This window comes from Enterobacter cloacae complex sp. SHL021 (genome assembly GCF_049237765.1).
GTDB lineage: Bacteria > Pseudomonadota > Gammaproteobacteria > Enterobacterales > Enterobacteriaceae > Enterobacter > Enterobacter cloacae.
In genome coordinates this window covers 80,809-95,858 of the sequence record NZ_JBMKJG010000008.1, presented here as the reverse complement: position 1 = coordinate 95,858, position 15,050 = coordinate 80,809, and the positions used below count along the sequence as shown (strand labels likewise).

Annotated in this window: 21 protein-coding genes; 10 read left to right on the top strand and 11 right to left on the bottom strand. The window is 56.2% G+C overall.

From position 1 onward, the window contains the following. The first annotated feature begins 36 nt into the window (after positions 1–36). On the top strand, positions 37–723 hold the full coding sequence (locus tag ACOTZF_RS10135; protein WP_058650336.1) for an RluA family pseudouridine synthase: 687 nt from the start codon (positions 37–39) through the stop codon (positions 721–723). Positions 724–729: 6 nt separating this feature from the next. Here the strand turns inward: ACOTZF_RS10135 and ACOTZF_RS10130 are convergent, their stop codons facing one another. Beyond that, positions 730–1,269, bottom strand: coding sequence for a DUF2058 domain-containing protein (locus tag ACOTZF_RS10130; protein ID WP_013096708.1), 540 nt, complete (start codon positions 1,267–1,269; stop codon positions 730–732). A gap of 171 nt (positions 1,270–1,440) precedes the next feature. Here ACOTZF_RS10130 and ACOTZF_RS10125 point away from each other — a divergent pair, with 171 nt between their 5' ends. Beyond that, complete coding sequence (locus ACOTZF_RS10125; protein ID WP_013096709.1) at positions 1,441–2,415, top strand: DUF1852 domain-containing protein; 975 nt, start codon at positions 1,441–1,443, stop codon at positions 2,413–2,415. 27 nt (positions 2,416–2,442) lie between these two features. Further along, positions 2,443–3,471, top strand: coding sequence for a methionine synthase (locus ACOTZF_RS10120; protein WP_129251647.1), 1,029 nt, complete (start codon positions 2,443–2,445; stop codon positions 3,469–3,471). On the opposite strand, the gene ACOTZF_RS10115 is transcribed toward ACOTZF_RS10120, so the two are convergent. Then, positions 3,472–4,413, bottom strand: coding sequence for a LysR family transcriptional regulator (locus ACOTZF_RS10115; protein WP_029883105.1), 942 nt, complete (start codon positions 4,411–4,413; stop codon positions 3,472–3,474). Positions 4,414–4,509: 96 nt separating this feature from the next. Between ACOTZF_RS10115 and ACOTZF_RS10110 the strand changes: the two genes are divergently transcribed. Together ACOTZF_RS10110 and ACOTZF_RS10105 are read left to right on the top strand one after the other, a co-directional pair. After that, the gene (locus ACOTZF_RS10110) at positions 4,510–4,944 is read left to right on the top strand and encodes a DMT family transporter (RefSeq protein ID WP_013096712.1); all 435 of its coding nucleotides are present in this window, start codon (positions 4,510–4,512) and stop codon (positions 4,942–4,944) included. A 4-nt stretch (positions 4,945–4,948) separates the two neighbouring features. After that, positions 4,949–5,407, top strand: a complete 459-nt coding sequence (locus tag ACOTZF_RS10105; protein WP_045901127.1) for a DMT family transporter — start codon at positions 4,949–4,951, stop codon at positions 5,405–5,407. 2 nt (positions 5,408–5,409) lie between these two features. Here the strand turns inward: ACOTZF_RS10105 and ACOTZF_RS10100 are convergent, their stop codons facing one another. The 8 genes from ACOTZF_RS10100 to ACOTZF_RS10065 are packed head-to-tail and all read right to left on the bottom strand — an operon-like array spanning position 5,410 to position 11,282. After that, positions 5,410–5,937, bottom strand: coding sequence for a DUF3833 domain-containing protein (locus tag ACOTZF_RS10100; RefSeq protein ID WP_020688129.1), 528 nt, complete (start codon positions 5,935–5,937; stop codon positions 5,410–5,412). Beyond that, a complete protein-coding gene (locus ACOTZF_RS10095; RefSeq protein ID WP_129251645.1) occupies positions 5,934–6,458 on the bottom strand; it encodes a hypothetical protein in 525 nt (174 codons plus the stop codon). Before ACOTZF_RS10095 ends, ACOTZF_RS10100 begins: the two co-directional genes overlap by 4 nt. Further along, entirely contained in the window at positions 6,455–6,940 is a 486-nt protein-coding gene (locus ACOTZF_RS10090; RefSeq protein WP_013096716.1) for a DUF2878 domain-containing protein, read from the bottom strand. Before ACOTZF_RS10090 ends, ACOTZF_RS10095 begins: the two co-directional genes overlap by 4 nt. Continuing rightward, complete coding sequence (locus ACOTZF_RS10085; RefSeq protein ID WP_038980570.1) at positions 6,937–8,157, bottom strand: SAM-dependent methyltransferase; 1,221 nt, start codon at positions 8,155–8,157, stop codon at positions 6,937–6,939. Before ACOTZF_RS10085 ends, ACOTZF_RS10090 begins: the two co-directional genes overlap by 4 nt. Then, entirely contained in the window at positions 8,154–8,876 is a 723-nt protein-coding gene (locus tag ACOTZF_RS10080; RefSeq protein WP_038419351.1) for a DUF1365 domain-containing protein, read from the bottom strand. Before ACOTZF_RS10080 ends, ACOTZF_RS10085 begins: the two co-directional genes overlap by 4 nt. Continuing rightward, complete coding sequence (locus tag ACOTZF_RS10075) at positions 8,873–10,135, bottom strand: NAD(P)/FAD-dependent oxidoreductase (RefSeq protein ID WP_047351754.1); 1,263 nt, start codon at positions 10,133–10,135, stop codon at positions 8,873–8,875. Before ACOTZF_RS10075 ends, ACOTZF_RS10080 begins: the two co-directional genes overlap by 4 nt. Continuing rightward, positions 10,132–10,851: an SDR family NAD(P)-dependent oxidoreductase gene (locus tag ACOTZF_RS10070; RefSeq protein WP_020688135.1), complete on the bottom strand. Its 720-nt coding sequence runs from the start codon at positions 10,849–10,851 to the stop codon at positions 10,132–10,134. The genes ACOTZF_RS10075 and ACOTZF_RS10070 overlap by 4 nt, the downstream gene beginning before the upstream one ends. Beyond that, complete coding sequence (locus ACOTZF_RS10065) at positions 10,848–11,282, bottom strand: nuclear transport factor 2 family protein (protein WP_013096721.1); 435 nt, start codon at positions 11,280–11,282, stop codon at positions 10,848–10,850. The genes ACOTZF_RS10070 and ACOTZF_RS10065 overlap by 4 nt, the downstream gene beginning before the upstream one ends. 258 nt (positions 11,283–11,540) lie before the next feature. Between ACOTZF_RS10065 and ACOTZF_RS10060 the strand changes: the two genes are divergently transcribed. The 4 genes from ACOTZF_RS10060 (at position 11,541) to ACOTZF_RS10045 (ending at position 13,838) form a co-directional block, all read left to right on the top strand. Beyond that, positions 11,541–11,738, top strand: a complete 198-nt coding sequence (locus ACOTZF_RS10060; protein ID WP_013096722.1) for a hypothetical protein — start codon at positions 11,541–11,543, stop codon at positions 11,736–11,738. A 1-nt stretch (position 11,739) separates the two neighbouring features. Beyond that, on the top strand, positions 11,740–12,510 hold the full coding sequence (locus ACOTZF_RS10055) for a hypothetical protein (RefSeq protein ID WP_038980562.1): 771 nt from the start codon (positions 11,740–11,742) through the stop codon (positions 12,508–12,510). Positions 12,511–12,573: 63 nt separating this feature from the next. After that, on the top strand, positions 12,574–13,167 hold the full coding sequence (locus ACOTZF_RS10050) for a TetR/AcrR family transcriptional regulator (protein WP_023620833.1): 594 nt from the start codon (positions 12,574–12,576) through the stop codon (positions 13,165–13,167). 74 nt (positions 13,168–13,241) lie between these two features. Continuing rightward, the gene (locus ACOTZF_RS10045; RefSeq protein ID WP_094915781.1) at positions 13,242–13,838 is read left to right on the top strand and encodes an NAD(P)H-dependent oxidoreductase; all 597 of its coding nucleotides are present in this window, start codon (positions 13,242–13,244) and stop codon (positions 13,836–13,838) included. Positions 13,839–13,888: 50 nt separating this feature from the next. Here ACOTZF_RS10045 and ACOTZF_RS10040 read toward each other — a convergent pair whose 3' ends face one another. Next, the gene (locus ACOTZF_RS10040; RefSeq protein WP_129317942.1) at positions 13,889–14,467 is read right to left on the bottom strand and encodes a TetR/AcrR family transcriptional regulator; all 579 of its coding nucleotides are present in this window, start codon (positions 14,465–14,467) and stop codon (positions 13,889–13,891) included. Between the two features lie 103 nt (positions 14,468–14,570). Between ACOTZF_RS10040 and ACOTZF_RS10035 the strand changes: the two genes are divergently transcribed. After that, complete coding sequence (locus tag ACOTZF_RS10035; RefSeq protein WP_013096727.1) at positions 14,571–15,038, top strand: DUF1348 family protein; 468 nt, start codon at positions 14,571–14,573, stop codon at positions 15,036–15,038. Positions 15,039–15,050 lie beyond the last annotated feature (12 nt).

Here is a 15,050-nt window from a genome sequence, read left to right as displayed (position 1 = left end):
TTATCATCCGCTCCCACTCTCCAGCCGGGCGGCCTGATGTCTGCGATTATTGATTCTTTTATTGCCCCACCGTGTCATGACGACATTGAGATCCTCTGGCAGGATGAACATCTGCTGCTGATCAATAAACCTTCCGGTCTGCTTAGCCTCTCGGGTAAAAATCCGCAAAATCTCGATTCGGTGCACTATCGTCTGGTTCAAAACTTTCCTGGCTGCACGCTGGTGCATCGCCTGGATTTTGGCACGTCCGGCCTGATGGTGATTGCACGTAATAAGTCGATCAACGCCGCGCTGTGTCAGCAGTTCAGCCAGCGCAGCGTGGAAAAAGTCTACAGCGCCCTGCTTTGCGGCCACCTGGAAAACAATGAAGGGATAATTGACGCGCCGATTGCCAAAGACCCGGCGCTGTTTCCGCTGATGTCGATCTGTGCCGTTAACGGCAAACCCGCCCGTTCACGCTATCGGGTGGTGGAACGCCTGCATCAAAACGCGGCGATGCCGCTCACGCGGGTAGAACTGACGCCTGAAACGGGGCGAACCCACCAGTTGCGCATTCACTGTCAGCTGCTGGGCCACCCGATTTTAGGCTGCGATTTATATGGAGGACGGACGTGGCCTGGCAGCGGAACAACGCCGAGGCTGATGCTGCATGCCAGTCAGTTGAATTTTATTCATCCGGTGAGCGGCGAGCCGGTTAACGCCCGTCACGCCGCACCGTTCTGAACCGTCTTACCACATCAAATCGTCAGGGATTTTGAAATCGGCATACGGATCGTCTTCATCCTGCTCTTCCTGACTCAGGGCGCTATTTAACACAATACTGTCGGCATCGCGCTGGGCAATTTTATCCGCCACCACCGCCGGGATAATGGCGTATTCGCAATCGCCATTAGCGTTAATCACCAGACGTGCGATGGCCAGACGACCGTTAATTAACTGGGTCTGGGTTGCCTTATCCACCTCGATTTTTTTGATCAAATTGCCGTCGGTGAAGTTAAAGGTGATGTTGCCTTTTGCCACCGTGATGCGGTTCATCTCAATCAACTGCTTCACCTGCGCCTTAAACTCTTTGGCGAGCACGGCCTGTTTTTGCTGCTCGCTCAACTGTTTGTCACGCTCAAGCTGCGCTTTTTTGTTCTCTTCTACCGCCTCTCTGGCCTCACGCGCCTGCACGCGGGATTTCTTGGCCGTGCGCTGAACTTTGGCCATTTTCTTGCTGGAGACTAAGCCCGCTTTCAGCATCTGCTCTTGTAAGGTGAGTTTTGTCATGAGTGTGTTTAAACCGGTTGGAAATTTTGGGCAGTATAACTGGAACTGAGCAGTTCATGAAGTTCGCTCATGTTGCTGTGAAATTAAGTCACTTCCCCTGCGCCACCGCGTCAGGCATAAATTATGCATTGATAACTTCCTGGCAACATGAACTTAGGATGCATAACCAAGATGAGTAAAGCTTTTACATTTACCCTTAAGCGCAGTTGCTTCGATGAAAATTATAACCCGTCAGAGAATACGCGTACGACCACCAACTTTGCCAACCTCGCCCGCGGGGAAAAACGTCAGGAGAACCTGCGTAATACTCTGGTGATGATCAATAACCGCTTTAATGCCCTGGCGCGCTGGGATAACCCCAATGCCGATCGTTACGCGGTCGAGCTTGAGATCGTCTCTGTGGATCTGAATATTGGTGCGGAGAAAACCTTCCCGGCCATTGAAATATTGCAAACCACAATCGTCGATAAAAAAACCAATGAACGCATCGACGGTATTGTCGGCAATAACTTCTCCTCTTACGTGCGCGATTACGATTTCAGCGTCCTGCTGCTGGAGCATAATAAAAACCAGCCCCATTTCACCATTCCGGAGAAGTTTGGTGTCTTGCACGGCAATATCTTCCGCCATTTTGTTAATTCACCGGAATACCGGGAGAATTTCAAAAAAGCACCGGTGATTTGCCTGAGCGTGTCCAGCAAAGACACTTATCGTCGCACGGGTAACCAGCACCCGGTGCTGGGCATTGAGTACACGCCGGATGGCGAGTCATTGACGGAGCAGTACTTCGCGAAAATGGGCCTGAAGGTACGCTATTTCATGCCTGAAAACAGCGTGGCGCCGTTTGCCTTCTTCTTCACCGGCGATTTGCTCAGTGATTACACCAATCTTGAACTGATCGCCACCATCAGCACGATGGAGACGTTCCAGAAGATCTATCGCCCGGAAATTTATAACGCTAACTCGGCGGCAGGACACTGCTATCGCCCCGATCTGAATCAGCAGGATCACTCATTAACCAAAATTGTTTACGACCGTGTCGAACGCAGCCAGCTGGCCATTGAGCAGGGTAAATTCACGGAAGAACAATTTATCAAGCCTTACAAACACGTACTCGAGCAGTGGTCTGATAACTACGCGCGTTAATTAATCGAATTTAAAAGGGTTATACATATGAAAACATTGCTCCCGACGTCAACCGCTGGCAGCCTGCCTAAGCCAACCTGGCTTGCACAACCTGAAACGCTGTGGTCACCGTGGAAATTAGAGGATCAGGAGTTACTGGCCGGTAAGCAGGATGCGCTGCGTTTATCGCTTGATGAGCAGATCCGCGCGGGGATTGATATCGTCAGCGATGGCGAACAGACGCGCCAGCACTTTGTGACCACCTTTATTGAACACCTCAGCGGCGTGGATTTTGAAAACCGTCAGACCGTGCGCATTCGTAACCGCTACGATGCGAGCGTGCCGACGGTGGTCAGCGCCGTGGCGCGTCAAAAACCGGTGTTCGTGGACGACGCAAAATACTTACGGCAGCTCACGGATAAGCCAATCAAGTGGGCCCTGCCGGGGCCAATGACCATGATCGACACTCTTTACGACGCGCACTATAAAAGCCGCGAAAAGCTGGCCTGGGAGTTCGCTAAAATCCTCAATCAGGAGGCAAGAGAGTTAGAGGCCGCAGGTGTCGATATCATTCAGTTTGATGAGCCGGCATTTAACGTCTTTTTTGATGAGGTCAACGACTGGGGGATTGCGGCGCTGGAGCGTGCCATTGAAGGGCTGAAATGCGAAACTGCGGTGCATATCTGCTACGGATACGGCATCAAGGCCAATACCGACTGGAAAAAGACCCTTGGCTCAGAATGGCGCCAGTATGAAGAGGCGTTTCCTAAGCTTCAGACATCGAATATCGACATCATCTCGCTGGAGTGTCACAACTCCCGCGTGCCGATGGATCTGCTGGAGCTGATCCGCGGCAAAAAAGTGATGGTAGGCGCCATCGACGTGGCAACCAACACCATTGAAACCGCGGAAGAAGTGGCTGACACCCTGCGTAAAGCGCAGCAGTTTGTCGATGCCGACAAGCTTTACCCGTCAACCAACTGCGGTATGGCGCCGCTTTCCCGTCAGGTTGCCAACGGTAAGCTGAAGGCGCTGAGCGCCGGAGCCGCGATTATCCGCAACGAGCTTGGCGCGTAATCACCTGCCCTGCGTTTGCCAGTACAGCGGCGTACCGAAACACCCGACGTAATGATCAATTACCGCCCTGACGTTAAGGGGCGGATGCCGCGCGTTTGGGTAGATCGCCGCAATATTCAGGGGCTCCGTATGAATGGCGCACTCCAGCCCTGGCAGGAGTGCGACCAGTTCGCCCTGCTGCACGCGGTCGCCAATCAGCCAGTCCGGAAACAGCACAATTCCCATCCCACCCAGCGCGGCAGCAAGCAGCGATTCCGCATTATTTGACGTCATTAATGGCATCACCGGGTAGTGCACCCACTCCTCCCCCGGACCGCGAAATAGCCAGCGGTTAGGCCCCGACGAACCACGGTAGACCAGGCATTTATGATGCGCCAGATCGTCCGGCCCTTGCGGCGCGCCGTGCTGTCGCAGATAGTCCGGCGAGGCGGCCAGATGGTAGCGCTGCTGACCAAAAATGCGCGCGTGAAAGGTGGAGTCCGTCAGCACGCCGATGCGAAAGATCACGTCGGCGGCATTCTTGTGCGGGTCGATAAAATCATCGGTCAGCGTCAGCTCGATATTCAGCCGCGGATAGCGCGCCGTCAGACCAGGCAGCCCTGGCGCAATGTGCCGCTGGCCGAAAAAGACCGGTGCATTAATGCGGATCGTGCCGGAAGGCTCCGTTGAACGTGCATCCAGCTCCCGACGAGCCTCCTCAAAACTCGTCATCATCTCCCTGGCATAGCGGATAAACAGATGACCACTTTCTGTGGGGATCACCGCCCGGGTATTGCGGTAAAAAAGCTGCTGGCCGAGTGCGTCCTCAAGCTGGTGGATAATGCGCGAAACCTGCGAGGCGGAAAGGCCCTCGCGGCGCGCGACCACGGAAAAATTTTCGGCTTCAAAAACCGCGATAAAAATCTTCAGCGAACGGAGGTTCATGCTCCCGGCATCGTACATTCGTGCATATCCTGCAAAGGTGTTTCCTGCATTATGGCATTTTTCTCATGACCAGACCGACGTAATCTTCTCCGCCTGCAAAACGGAGGAATAACAATGCAGCTTGTTTTGATTTTACTGGTGATTGCCGGGGGGATGGGGCTTTCCGTAGAGGCTGGCCTGCTGGGGCCGCTGGGTGGAAAAGTCGGTGATTTATGGGCCACGTTCAGCATTTTTGGCGTCGGCGCCGCGCTGACGTTTCTGCTGATGCTGTTCTTCAGCCCGCGCAACAGCCCGTCGTTTTTTGCCCAGCCTGGCTGGCAGTTGCTCGGCGGGGTACTTGGCCCGGTTTACGTGGTGATCCTGACCCTAGCCACCCCGGCCATCGGCATCGCCCTGACGATGATTGGCATTCTGGCGGGGCAGGTTTTTAAAAGCCTGCTGATCGACCATTACGGTCTGCTGGGCACACCGCACAGGAAGATCAACGCGAAACGGATCGTCGCGCTGGGTTTTATTATTGCGGCACTGATTCTGGTCGCACAGGGGTAACACGATGACACTGATGATGATTATTCTGGCCGTGTGCGGCGGCGCGACGCTGAGCATTCAGGCGGCGATCAACGGGCAACTCGGCAGCCGCGTGGGCGTATTCAAAAGCGCGTTCCTGACGTTCTCCGTTGGCGCGCTGGTCACCGCCTTGCTGATTTTTTTCTTTGAACCAAAACAGACAGTCACCCTGCTGGACGTGCCGAAATGGCAGCTTCTCGGGGCGATGTTTGGCGTGCCGTACATTGTGATCATGGTCGTGGCGGTGCAGCGCATCGGCACCGCCGTCGCCACGGTCGCGGTGATTTTTGGTCAGCTCACCATGAGTATGCTGATTGATAACTTTGGCTGGCTGGGCAATGCGGCCATTCCGTTTTCGACGAGCCGACTGGCCGCCGTCCTCTGCCTGGGTATTGCGCTGTTTTTCATTTACTCAGGCAGTAAAAACGCCCCTCCCCACGATTAACGTTACGCCTTGCGGGTAAAGAACAGCGTCACCGTGGCGACGGTGACGCCAAATTTCTTCATCTCGGTTTTATTAAACAGGTGTGTGCCATCCTGCAGGTACATCCAGTCGTCGAAGTGCAGCAGCCAGGTGCTGCCGTTGGCCTTCACGTTCATGCTGTACCTCCAGTTGAAGGCATTGCCCGCCGCCTGCCCCGTCGCCACGCCGTCGATATCGCCCGCCGTGCCCTCATAACGATCGGTCGCCACGCGGCGGATATGCCATACCCGCTGCTGTTTTTCACCATCGTCGTAGACAAAATGTTCATTCAGCGTCAGCGTGTCGCCAATCACGTCCCCGGCAATCTCCACGTGGAAGCGGCGGATCTGCTTCCCGCTGCGATCCTGCACCATCCCCCACGCTTCCGTTTTGCCCTGGAAATAGTGGAATATATCAAGCCGCGGCTGCTGCTGGCGGTACTCCGTCACGTCCGTGCTGCAGCCTGCCAGCAACATCGTCACACCCAGCGCCATGATCAAAAAACGTTTCATTGTTGTCCTCCGATTAACTGCTGACGCAGCTCAGGGTATTTCGTGCGGGGATCAAGCCAGATCCCCAGAAAACGTGTGCTGAACGCTTGCGACTGAGGCGGCCCCAGGGGTCTGAAAGTGCCCGATGCAGAAGGTGCGCGGTACCAGAACTGTCCTTGCTTATCGTTAAGCACGAACGCCAGCTGCGCCCCCGGCCCGACATCCGGCCACAGCGAGGCAAGCATTCGCAGCCAGGCTTCGCTCTGCGGTTCCTGCTGCAAAACCCCCTGTGCTCGCCACTGGTCGCGGGTTGCCTCGACCAGGTCTTCACTGTCGATGTCACGCGCGTAGGTGATAATGAGCGCCTGATCCTGCATCTTGCCGGTGTAGCGCCCTTCAGGGGTGCGCAACTGGGAGGTATAAACGGTGAAAGGCCCCCAGGTCAGCGTGGCATCCCCCACCTTGCGCCAGCCAAGCCAGTCGGCGGCCTGGGCGAAAGGCGTCGGGGTGATGAGCCAGAGGAACAGGAGTGCGGCTCTCATTGTTGCCTCCCTGTCAGCAGGTGGTAAAACAGCATCAGCACCAGCCAGCCCGGCACCATCCAGCTGACGACGATAAAGGTTGGCTCCAGAAAGGCGATGGCACCGAGCCGCTCACCGATAAGATACGCCACCGGACCGCCCACGGAAGCCAGCAGCATCAGCATCCAGCCGGGTAACGTTGTGGTGCGGGTGAGCTGCGTCCAGACGGTGGCAAACATCAGCCACAGCGCCACCATCCACACGGGCATCAGCGATTCACCGGTGAAGGCGATCAGCCCCGTCAGCGCCCAGAGTGCATCCAGCAGAGTGCCCGCGAGTGCCAGCAGAATGGCATAAACGCGGTGTGCAGGCGGCAACATCAGGCAGGCGAAGATCGCCAGCACGCACCAGATAATCAGGCCACGCTCGCGAAACAGCACCACCAGCGTCCAGTAGAGATCGAACGCGATAGCCAGGGCGAAAACCTGCACGTAACGTTTCATACGCGCTCGGCGGTCAGTTGCACCACGCTGATGGTGCGGGCGTTAAACCCGGCTTCGCAGTAGCCAAAGTAATAGAGCCACATCCGACGAAACCGCTCATCAAATCCCAGTTTTTCAATCTCCTGCCAGGCATGGAGAAAACGCTGACGCCAGTGCGCCAGCGTGCGCGCGTAGTCCGGCCCCATATCAAACAGGTTGCGCACCACAAAATCGGTGTGGCGCGTCATCAGCGCATTCATCGCCGTTATGCTCGGCAAAAAGCCGCCGGGGAAGATATACCGCTGAATAAAATCCACGCTTTTGCTGTAGTCGCGATACCGCTGATCCTGAATGGTGATGGCCTGAATCGCCATGCGCCCACCCGGACGCAGACGCGCCTGACAGGTGCGGAAGAACGTTGGCAGATAGCGTTGCCCGACGGCTTCAATCATCTCAATCGACACCAGCTTGTCGTACTCGCCGGTTAAATCGCGATAGTCGCAGAGCAACACCTCAACGCGGTCCTGCAGACCGGCCCGGGCAATCCGCTCTGTCGCCCAGCGATACTGCTCCTGCGACAGCGTGGTAGTGGTCACCCGGCAGCCGTAGTGACGGGCCGCGTATTCCGCCATCGCCCCCCAGCCGGTACCAATCTCCAGCAGATGATCGCTGGGGTTCAGCGCCAGCTGTTCGCACAGACGCGCCATTTTCGCCCGCTGCGCGTCGCTAAGATCCTGCTCCTCCCCGCTAAACAGCGCGCTGGAATAGAGCAACTCCTTGTCCAGAAAATGGGCATAAAACGCGTTACCCAGATCGTAATGTGCCGCAATGTTTTCCCGCGCCTGCGCCCGGGAGTTGCGCCGCGTCCAGTGGCGAAGCCGCTCCAGCGGTCTGCCAAGCAGGCGGAACCCGTTTTCGAGCCGCCCCAGTACCTGGCTGTTTAGCGCAAGCAGTTGCAGAAGCGGCGTGAGCTGCGTGGTTTCCCATTCGCCATCCATCCAGGCTTCCGCCGCGGCCAGGCTGCCTCCGGTCAGGACGCGCCAGTAGACGCCCGGGCTGAGGATCTGCACGTCGGCATGCAGCGCGGCAGACAGCTCACCGAAATGAAAGGTCTGCGCCCCTTCACGCAGCGTGAGCGAGCCGCCACGAAGGCCGCTCAGCACGCGAAAGAGCAGCCAGCGCGCGACGCGAACGTTGCGCGGGATATCGGGTTCAAGCGCAAAGACAGGATCGGTCATGAGCGTTCACTCCTGCTGACAGGATGGTTATACAGAGGCACGCGCTTAAGCCACAGCCGCAGCGCCTGCCAGTAAATCGCGAAAACGGTTTTGAGCGTCATCAGCGGAATACGCAGCAGCAGTCCACGCAGTGCCGGGCGGGTCAGCGGCGCGCGGCGAAGCGCCAGCGTGGCATCAAATACCTTTGACGCCTGATGATTTTCAATGTGCATATGCAGCGTGTTATCCGGGTTGTTGAAGCGCCAGTGGTAAATCATGTCCATGGGGTTAAACGGAGAAACGTGAAAGGCTTTCTCCGTGGGCTGGGCGTGCTGACCATTGACGGCGTAATAATGTCGTTCGTTCCAGGGCGTATTGCGCACTTCGGCCAGCACCCAGCGCAGCGTCTCTGCCGGGTCATAGCAGTAGTAAAAATTGACGGGATTAAAATGAAAGCCGAAGTAGCGCAGTTGCGTCAGGAGCATCACCCGCCCCTCAGGACGTTCGCCGGTCAGGCTTTCCAGCCGATTCAGCACGTTCTCTTTAAGCGGCGAACCCAGCGGATAATCCGCATCATGGAACGATGCGGCGGCAAACCGGTTGCGCCGCACGCCAACGGTGGGCAACTTATCCAGCTCGTCGAGATCGAGCCAGGCCATAAAGACGCCGTAGCTGAACTCATGCGTTTTCGGCTGGAGACGGCGGTGGCGTAATACGCCGTGATAGAGGCAACTGTTCATCGGTTTCCCTCCCCGGCTGTTATCGCATTGACGACGTCCAGCGCGCTGCGCACGCCATCTTCATGAAAGCCGTTGTACCAGTACGCGCCGCAGAACCAGCTCCGCTGGTGACCGTTGATTTCGCTGCGGCGTGCCTGTGCCCGCCAGCTTTGCGGGTTAAACAGTGGATGTTCATACACAAAGCGCCGCAGCACGAAGCGTTCGTCCACTGGCGTTTCCGGGTTTAAGGTGACGCAGAACAGCGGGCTACCGGCGGGCAGCCCCTGCAAGATATTCATGTTGTACGTTACGCAGGCGCTGGCCTGATCCTGGTCGCTCAGGCGGTAGTTCCAGCTGGCCCAGGCGCGCTGACGCACCGGCAGCCAGCGCGGATCGCTGTGCAGCACCACCTCGTTACGCTGCCAGCCAATATCGCCCAGCACCTCCTGCTCAGCGGCGGAAGGTGCGTCGAGGATGGCCAGCGCCTGGGCTGAGTGACAGGCAAAAATCACCTGATCAAAACGGTGGCTCGATTCTTCAAGATGGAGGGTGACACCCTGTGCATCACGGCTTACCCGCTGCACCGGCGCGTTGAGGTGCAGCGTGAGCCGGTCACCCAGCTGTGCCAGAATAGCGCGGATATACTCCCGCGAGCCGCCGGGCACCACGTACCACTGCGGGCGCTGAGTGATATCCAGCAGACCATGATTCTCAAAGAAGCGTAAAAAGAGCGGCAGCGGAAAACGTTTCATTTCCTGTAGCGACGACGACCAGATGGCCGCCCCCATCGGGAGAATATAATGACGCGCAAAGAACGGCGTAAAGCGATGCTGTTCCAGGAACGTTTGCAGCGTCGCGCCGGGCTCCACGTCCTCTTTCAGAGCCTGTTTCGCCAGGCGATTAAAACGGACAATCTCCCCAAGCAGACGCCAGAACGCCGGGTTCACCAGGTTACGACGTTGTGCAAAGAGCGTCGTCAGGGTGTGGCCGTTGTACTCCAGCCCACTTTGCGGATTGTGTACCGAGAAGCTCATCTGCGTTTTTTGCCCGCTGATGCCCAGCTCGCTAAGCAGCCCCATAAAGCGCGGATAGGTGCGGTCGTTGTAGACGATAAAACCGGTGTCGATGGCGTAGGTACCCTGCGGCGTCGGCACGTCAACCGTGGCGGTATGGCCGCCGGGGGTGGCACCGGCTTCAAACAGGGTGACCTCATGATGGCCGGCAAGGCGCCAGGCGCAGGTCAGCCCGGCGATGCCGCTGCCGATAATGGCGATCTTCATGAGCGCACCATCCTGCGCAGCAGTGCGCGCTGTAAGAACGCTGGCAGCCCGGAAAGCAGCCGCAGCGTCAGACCAAATCCCGCTGGAAACGCGATGTGGTTTTTACCTTTTTCCAGGCCACGGCGAATGGCTTTTACCGCCTCTTCAACGCTCACCCTGCCCGGCATAGCGAAATCATTTTTGCGGGTCAACGGGGTGTCGACAAAACCGGGCGATACCACGGTGACTGCAATCCCTTTTGGCTCCCAGTCGAGACGCAGGCTCTGCGCAAACCAGGTGAGCGCGGCTTTAGATGCACCGTACGCTTCAGCGCGTGGAAACGTCAGCCAGTGAGCCATAGAGCTCACCAGCACCACGCGGTTACCGGCCACAAGCTGTGGCTGCAGCGCGGCAAGGCAATTGACAGGCCCCTGAAAGTTAGTGGTCATCACCCGCTCTACCAGCGCGGCGTCCACCACGCCGTGTTCCAGATATTCGCAGGTTCCGGCACAGAGGATCGTCAGGTCGGCCGCGCAGCCCGTCAGCGCCTGGCGACAGGCGTCCCTGTCTGTCATATCGAACAGGCGTACCGTAATGTTTGAACTGTGCTGATGCAGGGCTTCCAGACGCGCCGGATCCCGCCCGCAGGCGATGACATGGTGACCGTCACGGGCAAAAGATTGCGCCAGCCCCGCCCCAATGCCTGAACTGGCGCCGGTGATCAGGACCGTCATCATGATTTCACCCTCCGCTTCACGCCGCGAACCGCCCAGCCAAGCAAAGGCAGATGTTCGTAGATCATCTCTCCGGCATCGTAGTAGTCCCGCTGGCGAATAATCCGATCCTTTTCCACGTCCACCACGGAGCAGCCAGGCAGTTCCAGAGGCTCGCCACCGGCAATGCGCGGGTGCGACCAGTGCATGACCCAGGTGACAACAAAGCGATGCTCGCCGATCAAAGGGGAATCAAGCGTGAAACGACAGTGTTCGACATTCGCCAGCAGATGGGTGAAATAGCGTTGCAGGGCGAACAGGCCGTTATGTTCACCAAACGGATCGATAAGCGTGGCATCGGGATGGTAAAGCCCCGCCAGCGCCGAGGGCGGCTGGGAATCCAGCGCGGTGTAGTAATCAACAAACCGACTGATGACGTCAGGCAAAAGGTTCATGGGTCACATCCTGGCGGTAAACAACGTAGCGTAAGCGCATAATTAAAACTTACACAATTCGAGTTATTTGTCCAAGTTTGTACGGAAATATATTTTTATTATTTTAATTATCAGTGAGTTGGGCAAGTTACTTTCGTGCCGGAACTCGAGGCGCAATAAGGGCTGACCGCCATCGGGCTACTTTTTCAGGTTAACCCTAAGGTAAATTCCCCCGTTCTCTTCCAGGCTTATTCTTTTTATTCATAAGGATGACATGCGATGAGACGTTTCTTTCTCTCCCTTTTCTCCAGCCCGGAATCGTTACTTCAGGTGATGAGTCAGCAGGAAATCATTGAAGCCGTTGAGGATGGCGACCGGATTATCATCGACCAGGATGGTAATGCCTCGGTGAACTATAAAAGCAACGAGGTACGCCAGGATTTTCTGCGCCACGTCAATGCGTTAAAGAGGGCGTAATATGGGAACGGCGATATTTATGGTGCTGATGGTCTGCGGGTACTGGTACACCAGCCGCGACCTCTCTACCCGCTTCAAAATCAAGCGATCCTTCGGCTGGGATGTCTATTTTCTGGTTGCCCTTTACGGCTCGATCTTCGTTCTGCAAGGCGTGATCGCCACCGGGCTGCTCTGGCTGCTGCTGCTCGCCCTCTCCGCGGCTGACAACACCTTCCACTTTACGTCAGAGCGTTATGCCGACTGGCAAATGGACTTTATGAACTGGAGTTTCCTGGGCATCCAGGCGCCCGTAGTGGTGATGCTGGCCTTCGCCATCCTGTTTTGTCTTTACCGCTCAAACTGGGCGGGCAGCGCCCGACTGGACGGTGAAGGCAGGAAAAAGCTCTATAAGCGCCTGGCGCAGGCGAGCGGGATTGAACAACTGCTTTATCAGTGCATGGAGCAAGGCGAGCTGGCGCAGGTGACGCTACGGTCGGGGCGTATCTATGTCGGCATGATCCATACGGCGACGCTGGAATATGAGAAAACGGCCAATATCGTGCTTATTCCCATGCTGAGTGGCTATCGCGATCGCCAGACGATGAATTTTCGCATCGAAAATAACTACAGCAAATGGTATGACGGGCATGACATCACCCTCGACTCTGAGCCCAGAAGTGCGATGGATTTCAGAAAGGTGATTATGCTCAACCAGATTGAGAGCCTTGCGCTGTTCGACCCGGCAAGCGCCAGCGTGCTCGACATGGCTCAGCGGGAAAAAGCCGCGCAATGAGCTTCTCATCCGTTCAGTAAGGCATGTAAACTACCTTCAGTAGTTAACTGATTTGAGGAAAAGATGGTTGTTAAGCGCTTAAGAAAAGAAGAACGCCGCGCACAGCTGCTGGAAGTCGCGCGCGGAATTGTGCGCCAGCAAGGCACTGAGGCCCTTACGCTGGGTTTCCTGGCCGAGCGCGCCAACGTCACCAAACCCATTCCTTACGATCATTTTGGCGATCGTGAAGGGCTGCTGATGGCACTCTACCAGGACTTCAGCGACAGGCAGCTCAAGAAATTTCGCGAGACGTTGAACAGAGACAATAAAACGCTGGCACAGACGATCCGTTTTTTCAGCGCCGCGTATATCGACTGCGCGATCTCTGCGGGCCCCGAAACGGGCCCCATAGCGGCGGCTCTGTCCGGCTCGCGGGCGCTGCAGATTTTCCGCGAGGCCTGCGTGGCCGACTGCGCAGACTGCCTGCGGATGGCGCTTTCCCCTTTTATTGTGCTGCAAGGGGTAACAGGTGAAGCGGCCCTGACGGCCATTATTGGGGCCGCGGATGCGCTCAGTACGGCTGCCGGAAATGGGATCCTCGCGCGTAACGTTGCGGAAGAGATGCTCAGCGGCGCGATGACCGGCGTCCTCAATACCTATCTGGACAGCACAAAATGAGTGCCCTGCCAGATTGACAGTTAAGTTACCAATAGTAACATAGAGACATCTTCACTCACCCTGTTGAGGTCTCTATGTCTGCATCAAACGTCATCAATACTGCCCTGATCGTGACGGCTCACCCGGTCGAAAATTCGTTATCCCAATCCCTCGCGCAGCGAATTGCCGGGAAGTTACAGGAACAGGGTACGCAGGTTGAAATAGCCGATCTGCATGCCGAAGGTTTTTCCCCGACCATGATTCGTCCCGACCTTGACCTCTACCACGGCGATGTCAGCGCGCTGCCGGACGAGGTGCTGCGCGAGCAGCAGCGTGTCGAGCGCGCGGATATGCTGGTATTTGTCTTCCCGATTTACTGGTGGTCCGTTCCCGCCCTTCTGAAAGGCTGGTTTGATCGGGTGCTGACCGTGAACTGGGCCTATAAAGTGGCTGAAGATGGTCGCATCGTGGGTAATTTACGTGATGTGCCCGTGCGCCTGGTCGCAACGGCGGGCAGCGATCTGGCCGGGTTCGATAAGCACGGTTATTCCGGTGCCATTCAGACCCAGATTGTTGAAGGGGTGTTTGGCTTCTGTGGCCTTAAAAACGTGACGCTCGATATCCTCTATCAGGCCGATTCAGCCACTCCTCAGCAGGTGGACGAATTCCTGCAAAGCCTCACTAAGATCTGAATCGTACGGCGCAGCCATTCCGAGGTTTGGCTGCGCACGCAAAGCCGTAATTAGCGCGGTATCAGCGCTTCAAGTCCCCTTCGCAACTGACTGACCACCTCTTTGGTATCCATGCCCATTTGCGCATGTATGATGGCCCCGTCTATCAGCATTAAAATCTGCGTGTTAATAGCCTCATCGGCAATACCGGTGAGGGTGGCAATTTTTTCCCGGGTTTCAGATTTATGGTTGCGGCAAATGGCTTTTATTTCACTTTCATTGTCTTCTGATTTTGCTTCTGCGCTGGCATTAATAAACGCACAGCCATGAAACAACGGGGAAATAAACCACCCGTTAAGCGTTGCAGCTAATGCGTCCGATGCAGCCCGCCCCTCTTCGAGATATTGTCGAAGCGTGGTTTCAAACCAGGTAATCCACAGCTCGTGCCGATATTGCAGATAGGCAAGAATAAGCAAACTCTTACTCGGGAAATGGCGATAAAACGTCACTTTAGTCACTTTTGCCTGTTTGATAAGCGTATCAACGCCCGTTGCTCTGAACCCGGTGGAATAAAAGAGTTCGTGCGCGGTGAGTAATATTTTATCTCTGGCGCTGACTTTTTGATCATTATTCGTAGTGAGAGTATTCACGCTTATCTGGCCTCAAACAGTGTGTTGACAGACGGTATTTACAGGCATAGATTAACGCAAGTAGACAGACCTGTCTACATGCTATCAACCCGAGGTAGCCGAGATGAACACACGCCCCCCTTTACCGCCGTTTACCCGTGAAAGCGCCATAGAAAAAGTCAGGCTGGCAGAAGATGGCTGGAACAGCCGCGACCCGGCAAAAATCGCACTGGCCTATTCGCTGGACACGCAGTGGCGTAACCGTGCGGAGTTCGCCACGAATCGCGCGGAGGCGCAGGCGTTCCTTGAGCGGAAATGGAAGAAAGAGCTGGATTATCGCCTGATAAAAGAGCTTTGGGCATTTACCGACAACCGCATCGCCGTACGCTATGCCTATGAATGGCATGATGATTCAGGGAACTGGTTCCGCTCTTACGGCAATGAAAACTGGGAGTTCGAGCCGGACGGCCTCATGAAGCGGCGTTTTGCCTGTATCAACGATATGCCCATCAAGGAATCTGAACGGCTCTTTCACTGGCCGCTGGGCAGACGCCCGGACGATCACCCGTCACTGAGCGATCTGGGGTTATAGGATTTTTCATCT

What these genes read in the sequence shown, in the direction of transcription:
- ACOTZF_RS10085 (WP_038980570.1), bottom strand. Translation starts at nt 8,157, where the DNA reads ATGACCGATCCTGTCTTTGCGCTTGAACCCGATATCCCGCGCAACGTT.
- ACOTZF_RS10110 (WP_013096712.1), top strand. Translation starts at nt 4,510, where the DNA reads ATGCAGCTTGTTTTGATTTTACTGGTGATTGCCGGGGGGATGGGGCTT.
- ACOTZF_RS10090 (WP_013096716.1), bottom strand. Translation starts at nt 6,940, where the DNA reads ATGAAACGTTACGTGCAGGTTTTCGCCCTGGCTATCGCGTTCGATCTC.
- ACOTZF_RS10070 (WP_020688135.1), bottom strand. Translation starts at nt 10,851, where the DNA reads ATGATGACGGTCCTGATCACCGGCGCCAGTTCAGGCATTGGGGCGGGG.
- ACOTZF_RS10125 (WP_013096709.1), top strand. Translation starts at nt 1,441, where the DNA reads ATGAGTAAAGCTTTTACATTTACCCTTAAGCGCAGTTGCTTCGATGAA.
- ACOTZF_RS10045 (WP_094915781.1), top strand. Translation starts at nt 13,242, where the DNA reads ATGTCTGCATCAAACGTCATCAATACTGCCCTGATCGTGACGGCTCAC.
- ACOTZF_RS10050 (WP_023620833.1), top strand. Translation starts at nt 12,574, where the DNA reads ATGGTTGTTAAGCGCTTAAGAAAAGAAGAACGCCGCGCACAGCTGCTG.
- ACOTZF_RS10065 (WP_013096721.1), bottom strand. Translation starts at nt 11,282, where the DNA reads ATGAACCTTTTGCCTGACGTCATCAGTCGGTTTGTTGATTACTACACC.
- ACOTZF_RS10115 (WP_029883105.1), bottom strand. Translation starts at nt 4,413, where the DNA reads ATGTACGATGCCGGGAGCATGAACCTCCGTTCGCTGAAGATTTTTATC.
- ACOTZF_RS10075 (WP_047351754.1), bottom strand. Translation starts at nt 10,135, where the DNA reads ATGAAGATCGCCATTATCGGCAGCGGCATCGCCGGGCTGACCTGCGCC.
- ACOTZF_RS10055 (WP_038980562.1), top strand. Translation starts at nt 11,740, where the DNA reads ATGGGAACGGCGATATTTATGGTGCTGATGGTCTGCGGGTACTGGTAC.
- ACOTZF_RS10130 (WP_013096708.1), bottom strand. Translation starts at nt 1,269, where the DNA reads ATGACAAAACTCACCTTACAAGAGCAGATGCTGAAAGCGGGCTTAGTC.
- ACOTZF_RS10080 (WP_038419351.1), bottom strand. Translation starts at nt 8,876, where the DNA reads ATGAACAGTTGCCTCTATCACGGCGTATTACGCCACCGCCGTCTCCAG.
- ACOTZF_RS10095 (WP_129251645.1), bottom strand. Translation starts at nt 6,458, where the DNA reads ATGAGAGCCGCACTCCTGTTCCTCTGGCTCATCACCCCGACGCCTTTC.
- ACOTZF_RS10135 (WP_058650336.1), top strand. Translation starts at nt 37, where the DNA reads ATGTCTGCGATTATTGATTCTTTTATTGCCCCACCGTGTCATGACGAC.
- ACOTZF_RS10035 (WP_013096727.1), top strand. Translation starts at nt 14,571, where the DNA reads ATGAACACACGCCCCCCTTTACCGCCGTTTACCCGTGAAAGCGCCATA.
- ACOTZF_RS10105 (WP_045901127.1), top strand. Translation starts at nt 4,949, where the DNA reads ATGACACTGATGATGATTATTCTGGCCGTGTGCGGCGGCGCGACGCTG.
- ACOTZF_RS10120 (WP_129251647.1), top strand. Translation starts at nt 2,443, where the DNA reads ATGAAAACATTGCTCCCGACGTCAACCGCTGGCAGCCTGCCTAAGCCA.
- ACOTZF_RS10060 (WP_013096722.1), top strand. Translation starts at nt 11,541, where the DNA reads ATGAGACGTTTCTTTCTCTCCCTTTTCTCCAGCCCGGAATCGTTACTT.
- ACOTZF_RS10100 (WP_020688129.1), bottom strand. Translation starts at nt 5,937, where the DNA reads ATGAAACGTTTTTTGATCATGGCGCTGGGTGTGACGATGTTGCTGGCA.